The organism is Bartonella sp. AP19HLJMH (assembly GCF_042196245.1).
In the GTDB taxonomy this organism is placed as follows: Bacteria; Pseudomonadota; Alphaproteobacteria; order Rhizobiales; family Rhizobiaceae; genus Bartonella.
Genome location: NZ_JBHIPX010000015.1, coordinates 31,108 through 39,136, shown reverse-complemented (window position 1 = coordinate 39,136; position 8,029 = coordinate 31,108). Strand labels below are relative to the sequence as shown.

The 8,029-nt window shown below is 35.6% G+C and carries 6 protein-coding genes; 3 read left to right on the top strand and 3 right to left on the bottom strand.

Annotated elements, in window-relative coordinates; translation table 11 throughout:
- The first annotated feature begins 94 nt into the window (after nt 1-94).
- A complete protein-coding gene (locus ACFINR_RS07500) occupies nt 95-460 on the top strand; it encodes a hypothetical protein (RefSeq protein ID WP_375632088.1) in 366 nt (121 codons plus the stop codon).
- Nucleotides 461-505: 45 nt separating this feature from the next.
- Entirely contained in the window at nt 506-955 is a 450-nt protein-coding gene (locus tag ACFINR_RS07495) for a hypothetical protein (protein ID WP_375611689.1), read from the top strand.
- 1,306 nt (nt 956-2,261) lie between these two features.
- On the opposite strand, the gene ACFINR_RS07490 is transcribed toward ACFINR_RS07495, so the two are convergent.
- Together ACFINR_RS07490 and ACFINR_RS07485 are read right to left on the bottom strand one after the other, a co-directional pair.
- Nucleotides 2,262-3,035 (bottom strand): DUF4167 domain-containing protein, encoded by a 774-nt coding sequence (locus tag ACFINR_RS07490; RefSeq protein ID WP_375611688.1) that lies wholly within the window; start codon nt 3,033-3,035, stop codon nt 2,262-2,264.
- Nucleotides 3,036-4,711: 1,676 nt separating this feature from the next.
- Nucleotides 4,712-5,155 carry a hypothetical protein gene (locus tag ACFINR_RS07485; RefSeq protein ID WP_375610680.1) on the bottom strand — a complete coding sequence of 148 codons (444 nt, stop codon included), beginning with the start codon at nt 5,153-5,155 and terminating at the stop codon, nt 4,712-4,714.
- A gap of 761 nt (nt 5,156-5,916) precedes the next feature.
- Here ACFINR_RS07485 and ACFINR_RS07480 point away from each other — a divergent pair.
- Nucleotides 5,917-6,237, top strand: a complete 321-nt coding sequence (locus ACFINR_RS07480; protein ID WP_375631824.1) for a hypothetical protein — start codon at nt 5,917-5,919, stop codon at nt 6,235-6,237.
- 1,142 nt (nt 6,238-7,379) lie between these two features.
- Here the strand turns inward: ACFINR_RS07480 and ACFINR_RS07475 are convergent.
- Entirely contained in the window at nt 7,380-7,865 is a 486-nt protein-coding gene (locus tag ACFINR_RS07475) for a hypothetical protein (RefSeq protein WP_375631825.1), read from the bottom strand.
- Between the last annotated feature and the right edge of the window lie 164 nt (nt 7,866-8,029).

Genomic DNA, 8,029 nt, shown 5'->3' with positions numbered 1-8,029 from the left:
AACTAAAAAACTTTGAAAGCGTTTAACAGTGAAGAAGCCCCTAGGCTGACAAATTGGAGTCCGCTCTGTCAACCTGTCATTTGGAAAATAATTGATGAATCCCCTTGTTTTTATCCTCTTATTAGTTTCATGTACAGATGATTTTAATAGTTGCTATTCGAACAATACAATGGTTAAAATCTATCCCACGGCTCAAGCTTGTGAACAGGCCATGGTCCCGTCCACAAAAAAGTTTGCACTTTATGGACAACAAATTTTTGCCCAATGTATAAACGTACATGCAAATTTGCATCAACAAGAAGTAAGCTTGATCTGGTCTGTAACAAACCATGGAAATTTTCTTCTTAAAAGCCAAAACGTAAAGGACAAGCTGTCTACAGTCCACAAAGAAGATATTTTACCAACATCGCTTCCTCTTTTACATTCTTCTTCCACAAACCTCTTGCACAAAAAACTTTAAAAGCATAAACCCATCAGATCTCAAAAAAAATAATCAATGAAAGACATGATGGATAATAAGCGAATGCACCCTTCAAAAGACCATCACACAGAGCAAAATTCTCTGCCTCAAGATCTCCCTTTAGACCCTGCCGTAGAACGAGTGAGAAAAAAACTTATGGGTTTAATGATTATTTCCGTTTTAATAACGCTTTTCCTTATTCTAACCGTACTGTTTTTAATTGTTTATAAAGTGATAAAAACCGGATCAGCGCCAAAACAAACAGAGCTATCTTCCTCTCTCAGCAAAAACCCACACGTTATCCATCATACGCTCTCTCTACCGGAAAAAACACAGATTTTGTCGCAAAGCCTCTCAGAACACAATATTGTACTGAAAGTTTTAACCCCTGATGGACAAACAAAATTTATGATTTACAATTATCACACCGGTGCACTTGTCTCCATTCTTTCTGTTGAAACAACAAAAGAGAGAGCGAAGATAATGCCCCATTAAGAAAACTAACATCAATAAGCGCTGACATAGCATTCTGAAGGTTTAAACATTTTCTGCAAGCCGGCATTATCACACGCTTTACCAACTCGTGGATGTTGCCCACAATCCTTGGCGCTAGAGAGAGTTCATAAGAGCCATTTTTATTCCTTCTTATACAAATTTATCCACACGGGCTCTCCCCGTTTGCAACGTGCAAGCGAATGGTTTTTGTTGATCCAACATGGAACAAATTTGCAAATGAGAGAATTCTAGGGGTTTAGGAGCTCTCACCTAACATTCAAAACAATGAATTATTATTATAAATTAATGTGATAAGTCTTAAATATCCACCACTCGGCGACGGCGTGGTTTTTACTGTATCCCCTCACTTAAATCTTGGAAAAGAAGAAACCTTTCTGTCAACGCATTCCCATTTTAAGAAAATGACATCACTTGGGAAAAGCTAATAAACGTGCAAGAAATACCTCTTCTTGAGTGCAAAAATTCAACATATTAATTTATAGTGATGATTTATTTTGCATGTCAAACGAGAATCTCAAATACTGTAAGATTCTCCCTTTCAAATCTGTTCGTAAGAAACTGAATCAAAATCATTTCTTTACATATCCCAGCAAGAAAATGGATGAATAAAAATACCTCTTATGAATGATCCGGTATCAAAAGAAGAACTGTTGCAACATTGAAAATTAAAGCAATAACGCCCAGCTTACATCTTTTATTAAGCAAAGATAGCCGATGAATTTCACATAATAGAATTCATGAACACCAACGCGAAATGGGCATGAATACATTGAATAATATTAAATATAAGTGTGAATTAAATAAAACAACGACATTGCGTTCTTCATAAAAGAACTGCCTCTTAAAATACACGGATGCGGTTTTCTCTGTATTTCCTCACTTAAATCCCAGCAAAGAGGCAATCTTTTCTGTCAACACCCTTTGTTAAGTCTCAATACTGCCCGTGAAAATCCAAAGAAAGCGCAAGAGGCTTCTTGAGTATATACAATTTACTATCATGATACCAATAACATCACCACAAGCGCTTATACAGCACCTTTCAGGTTTAAACATTTCCCTCTGCTTCAAGATTGACCACTTGAGCGACGACGCATCTTTCCCTGTATCCCCTTACTTAAATCTCAGCAAAGAGGCAATCTTTTCTGTCAACAGCCTTCGTTAAGTTCCTGATACTGCCCGTGAAAACTCAAGGAAAGCGCAAGAAGCTTCTTGAGTATATTATAATTTATTATCATGATACCAATAACATCACCACACAAGCGCGCTTACACAGCACCCTTCAGGTTTAAACATTTTCCTCTGCCTCAAGATTGACCACTCGGCGACGGCGTGGTTTTCTCTGTATCCCCTCACCTAATCCAGGCAAAGAAGAATCCTCTTTTGTTGCTGTTTTTGTTGCTGTTGATGCATCTCCATTGCTAGAGCTTTCTGCTGTTGTAAGTGAAAGCTCAAGAGATGATTCATCTTGAGTCCGTACAGTACGTCGACGAGGAGAACGACGTATTTTTTTGACAGGTTCAACATTTTTCTCAGAGAGGCAGTGCTCTTGATCTGTTTTTTCATCCGATAGAGCCTCTAAAGCGTTTTCACGCGCATCCCCATTTTGCGCTTTATCATATTGGCCATTGCCATTTTTTTGCGACGACATTTGTAATACATCTGTATCACCCTCGACAGCATCCTTTTTTTCACCATCAAGATTTATTTCACCGCATTCTTGCCCATTGTTTTCATCACGATTTTCGTTTTCATCACCACGATTTTCATCACGCCGAACCGATTGAGACATTTGCCCAGCTGCTGCTAAAATAATACGCAAATAGTGCTCGGCATGTTGTAAATAATTTTCCGACATAACACGATCACCTGCACCTTGTGCATCACGCGCAAGGCTTATGTATTTATCGGCAATTTGCTGAGCATTCCCGCGAATTTTAACATCCGGACCGCTACTTTCATAATTGCGAGACAACGGATTAGGACCGCGACGATTATTATTGTTATTACCATTATTGTTATTATTGCGACCGCGTACCCGTCTATTTTGTTGTGGCCTCATCTTTATCCCTTTTTGGAGTGTTTGTCTTATGTGTGTCTTAATTGACGCTTCCTCATTACATTATCTTTTGATAATGCTGATCATGTTTAACATACGATTATCAAGCTATCCGCGTTTATTTCACTCAAACGAACCCTACTGATATTGATAAAAGCATATATTTTCTTGAAAATCACAAAACAGCAGGGAAATCGTAAATCAAAAATTCCCTTTTTCTCTGTCAAACAGCAGAAACCTAATGATGTTCACGTAAAATGCCAAGTGTTTTTTTTAAAATAAACCATATTTCACTAAAAAAAATAATTATCTTGTGGAAAACAAAAAGGAAAACACACATATAACACACCTGACAAAGAAAAAATTCCTGCCAGAGAATAGTAGAAGCTTCCTTTTTTGCTCTAAAACCACCGCTCCTAAAAACGCCGATATTCTCTACCCCCTCGTGCATTTAACTCACAAGCACTTCCATCCCAACGAGTCACTGCGCGAACCTCTTTATTTTATAAATATAGCCTCTCTTCATCGCTAAAGCAACCCCTTGCGAGCGATAATCCACGATCGCCTCACAAAACCTCTTAACTTTTATAGATAGATTAACACGAAGTATTATTCAAGCCCTATAAACCAAGAGATCAATCTTCTTTCCCAAAAAAGTCAATGATACTATCAATTTTTATTTTAACCCATAGAGTTTTTAAGTTAATCACAGTTTTTATTTATAACAAATTGAGCTTAAAAACAAAATATTTAAATACAAAAAAATATCAAATTATGAAAAAAACGACCAATATGTCACACTTTTTTAAAAATCAGCTTCTTCTCAAAAAAATACCCTCCTCAAAGCCTATCAATAAGAATGGCCTAACGTATTTCCTTACTTATCTTTTCTGATAAAGAAAACTAGAATTATAAAACAAGCACATTTTTAAACCCAGCACAGCGCTTTACGCATGAAGAAGCCGTAAATGTTTATAAAAGGAATGTTTTTTTACTCATTTTTGTCATGTCTATTGACTTACACCCTCAAAGAATGAAGGTTCTCAAATCACACTGGTCTGTTAACAATGAAAATACTTATAAAATTCATACACTAAATTGATTTGTAATGATAATTCATATTTTTTGTGTTGAATAAGAAAATTAATACCGTAGGATTTTTCATCCTCAATCTGTTTGCTGTTGAATCAATCTCTTTTTCTTGCATGTTACATGTGGGAAAACCTGCGTGGAGTAAAAACGATAAAAAGACTAAAAGTGCCTCTTATGAACCGTCTCTAAGGCTAAAGGGTTGTCGAGAGCACCATTGGGAGCGAGCAAAGTGTGAGATAGTACCGGCTTATTCTTTGTTTAAACCATAAAGATGAACTTGCTTTATAAATTTTATACATTTCATGATGGTTTACCATTATACCATTCACCAAAACCATCACGAAATGGATTTCCCACACTTGTTATTTCCCTTAAAAAAGCGCAACAAATCCTCCTGAAACTCCACCACGCCCCCTTAAACATTTCAAGGAGGCCATCCATACCTTATGTCGCCACACCTTAAATAAGAAGTTCGATATAACAAGATAAATAAATCAAGCTGCTATTGGTCATGAGGCAGATAGTCATTTAAGAGGCTTTTATCTTTTTATCAAAATTCGCATCCTTTTAACTTTCCATATAAAAACTTAAAAGTAATTGCGCCTTTTGCCTGTTTTATTTTCTCTTTCATTCAGAAAACAGTCTCGTAAGAGAAAATAATTTCCATCCCCAGGACGGACCCTCGTCAAACATTGTTTTTTAGCACTATCAGAAAGCTTATCCCACATTTCACGAATAGCAAAATAGGCCTCACTTTCCAAATTAAGACAATGCTGATAAACCTCTCTTTTCATATCGGGCATAACGGAGGCAGAAATTTCCTTGCAATATACGCGTAGATCAAAAACAGGAATAACCAATTCAACGGGTGCTTGTTGTGTTACTTTTTTATGAGAAGAAAAATAACTAACCACCTTTGCAACAACAAAACACAAAAACACTATACAAAAAAGTATTATGCAAACAAAAGCAATCTTGCGATATAATCTTTTGAAATAAGCCTTTTGTCTTGCTCGGATTCTTTTTTCCATAAAGATTATACCCTTTAATATCCCAAGAGAAGCTTTTACAGCAAAAAATGATAGAAGTATCTGTGTACACAATACAGGTTATAGCCGCAAACGATCAAGACTCTTATGTCAAAAGACTCTCTTTTTTACCGTATAATTCTTATCGTATATAATTCTTATGAAACACTTTTCTCATGCCCTTTATGAAAAAATAGGGCTGATGATTTTCTCTCACCACTTTTAAAGACGAAGATTCTTCATCCATGCGGATCTATAAACAATTCGTCTTTGTTAAAACACATCATATTGATTTATAAAGAATATTTATTGTTTTACATGTTGAATGAGAAACCCGAACACCATAGGATTCTCTCATTCCAAACCTGTTTATGTTAAATCAACCAAAACCATGTTGCTTACAAGTTACAAGCGGAGCTAGCATGTGGATTAAAAACTGTATAAGAAAGGCATATGCCTCTTATGAATCGTCTTAAGTGTCAAAGACCGTAGCAAAATTGGGAGCTAGAAAATACAATGATGGTGCGGACTTGCCTCTACATAAGCGTAAAGATGGGAGTGCTCAATGGATTTACCGTTATTCACCACACAAACACTTCATATATAAAATCTTATACGCCTTCTATTACCGCCCCCTCAAAAAGCAGTCGCTAAAACAAGATAAGAGATTATAGATGTAAAACTCCTAACAAAAAAGAATGGACTTTCTAATCGAGATCAACAAACACTGTTAAAGACACATTTGCATTTTTGATCATGCTGGCATGTATGATAATGGCCCTTCAAATGCGCCACCATTTTATGCTTCACCTCATATCATTCTCCGTCAAACAGTAACAAGATTCTTTAACTATTCAACGCCCCCCAACCAAAGCAAAGAAACCAAACCCAGACGCCTGCATTTTTATTTGAATCTTCCCTATTGGGATAAAACACACAAGAATTTAAAGATTTCACTGCAAAATGAAATCACAAAATACAATAATGAGAAAAATATCCAAAGCCATCTCAATAACAAATATATAGCGCCCCTGTTATTAGAAAGTAAAAAAGCCGCACCATTTAAAGGCGCGGCTTATGAATAGAGATATAACTAAATAAAATACAAAAGAAATCAATAATAAATACTTATACACAAAACGTATAGTATTGCAAGCTTTTTAATTATATTTATAAAAATATCCAAAAAGAGTATAAATAATGATACATTCGTATTGAGGAGAACTGTTTATAACAATACACTTTCTAAAATAAAAACGTATCCAATAAATCAAAATACTTTGTAGCTTTATCTCAATATAATCCATGAAAAAACACACATGATTTAAGTCCATAATTATAATAAGACCCGTTCTTTTACGCTTGTAAAAGCTGGTTTTTCTTAACTTACATTCACCACTTCAAAAGATGAAGATTCTTCACCCAATCTGATTTATCAACAGCCCAGATTGCAGTGGGGTCCATTTGGCTTTTTCGTATGTGATTGATTTAAACTTAAAGCTCAACAAATAAGCCTGCCTTAAATATTTGCCACGCCCTTTAAAAAACACTTTTTGTATCATGGAAGCTCTTACAAAGAGACTTGCCTTATATCATCACACCTGAAAGGACAGTCTTTACAGCATAAACAGGATAAGACAAATCAACAACCGCTTGTACAATCTTGTCTGATAAGAAAACAAGTGAAACGTTAGCCTTCAAGCCTGCTCCAACAGTACAGCATTTCTCTTCTTTATAAGAAAAGACACAACGATACGCATGATTTTTTTATAGGCATTTTTCTGCTTTTGTCCTTTTGGCAATTAACATTTTCTTTTTATGGGATTTTTAACAAATTAAAATTGCGAGGATCTGCACTTTTTCTCTTTTAAAAAAGCGTAAAAATGGCAATTTTTTATAGAGTTAAAATCATCAAACGCTCTATCCAAAAGCTTTTTAAAATGATTGCACGATTTTTTATCTTTTTAAAGCTTCTTTTGCCATGCGTTTCTATTTGGGCATGGCTCCTTGCTCTGTAGGCTTTAAAAACTTACCCTTAGATTTCAATATGCGCCCTACTCTCCCCAACAACGCATGATCAACTTATCCAGCAACAACGCTTCTCTATCAATTTTTACCATTTTTTAACATCTCAAACAGAGTGCAATTCCAGGCTCCACCGAAGATATAAATTAGGTTTATCTGATCTATAGCTTCACCCCATACATATTGTTATGATCACTCTATTCTATTTTTCCTTATCTAACAAAGAAGAAATCTCTCTAGAATGCTCAACACTGATGTTTTGAGTAACACTACTGTGTATTTCTAGCGGTTTATGTGCTGTAAATTTTGAAATAAAAGAGCTGTAGTCTATTTTTGGCGCCTCGTATATTGGAGAAAAAAATATGTCTCCAGCGGACGATGATTCTGTTTTAATTTCTGGTGCGCTCACAAAACTGTTTGGTGTCGTTATTCCACCACTCACAACACTATTAATACTGTCTTGCTTCTCTTCTTTCTCATTTTTTTTCTGTTCGACATTGGTAAGATCTAGAGCATTTAATTTTTTTTCTAAAGCATCCATGCGCTTTGCAATTTTTGTAATATCTTCATATGCTTTCTTCAACAATGCGTTTAAAGGAGCATGTCCCATTCTTCCGCTAGCATAAAGAACCACACGAATACATTCCGGATCATCAATATCAGCAATAGAAAATGGAAAAAGTGCCATTATATCCCCCTTTTTGATAAGCTAAACGCGTATTAAGGCATTTGCATATCTTTTTCCGTTGTACGGCTCTTGCATTTCTCAGAAAACCTCAGAAAACCTCAGAAAACCTCAGAAAACCTCAGAAAACCTCAGAAAACCTCAGAAAACCTCAGAAAACCTCAGAA

What these genes read in the sequence shown, in the direction of transcription:
- ACFINR_RS07485 (WP_375610680.1), bottom strand. Translation starts at nt 5,155, where the DNA reads ATGGAAAAAAGAATCCGAGCAAGACAAAAGGCTTATTTCAAAAGATTA.
- ACFINR_RS07475 (WP_375631825.1), bottom strand. Translation starts at nt 7,865, where the DNA reads ATGGCACTTTTTCCATTTTCTATTGCTGATATTGATGATCCGGAATGT.
- ACFINR_RS07480 (WP_375631824.1), top strand. Translation starts at nt 5,917, where the DNA reads ATGTATGATAATGGCCCTTCAAATGCGCCACCATTTTATGCTTCACCT.
- ACFINR_RS07500 (WP_375632088.1), top strand. Translation starts at nt 95, where the DNA reads ATGAATCCCCTTGTTTTTATCCTCTTATTAGTTTCATGTACAGATGAT.
- ACFINR_RS07495 (WP_375611689.1), top strand. Translation starts at nt 506, where the DNA reads ATGATGGATAATAAGCGAATGCACCCTTCAAAAGACCATCACACAGAG.
- ACFINR_RS07490 (WP_375611688.1), bottom strand. Translation starts at nt 3,035, where the DNA reads ATGAGGCCACAACAAAATAGACGGGTACGCGGTCGCAATAATAACAAT.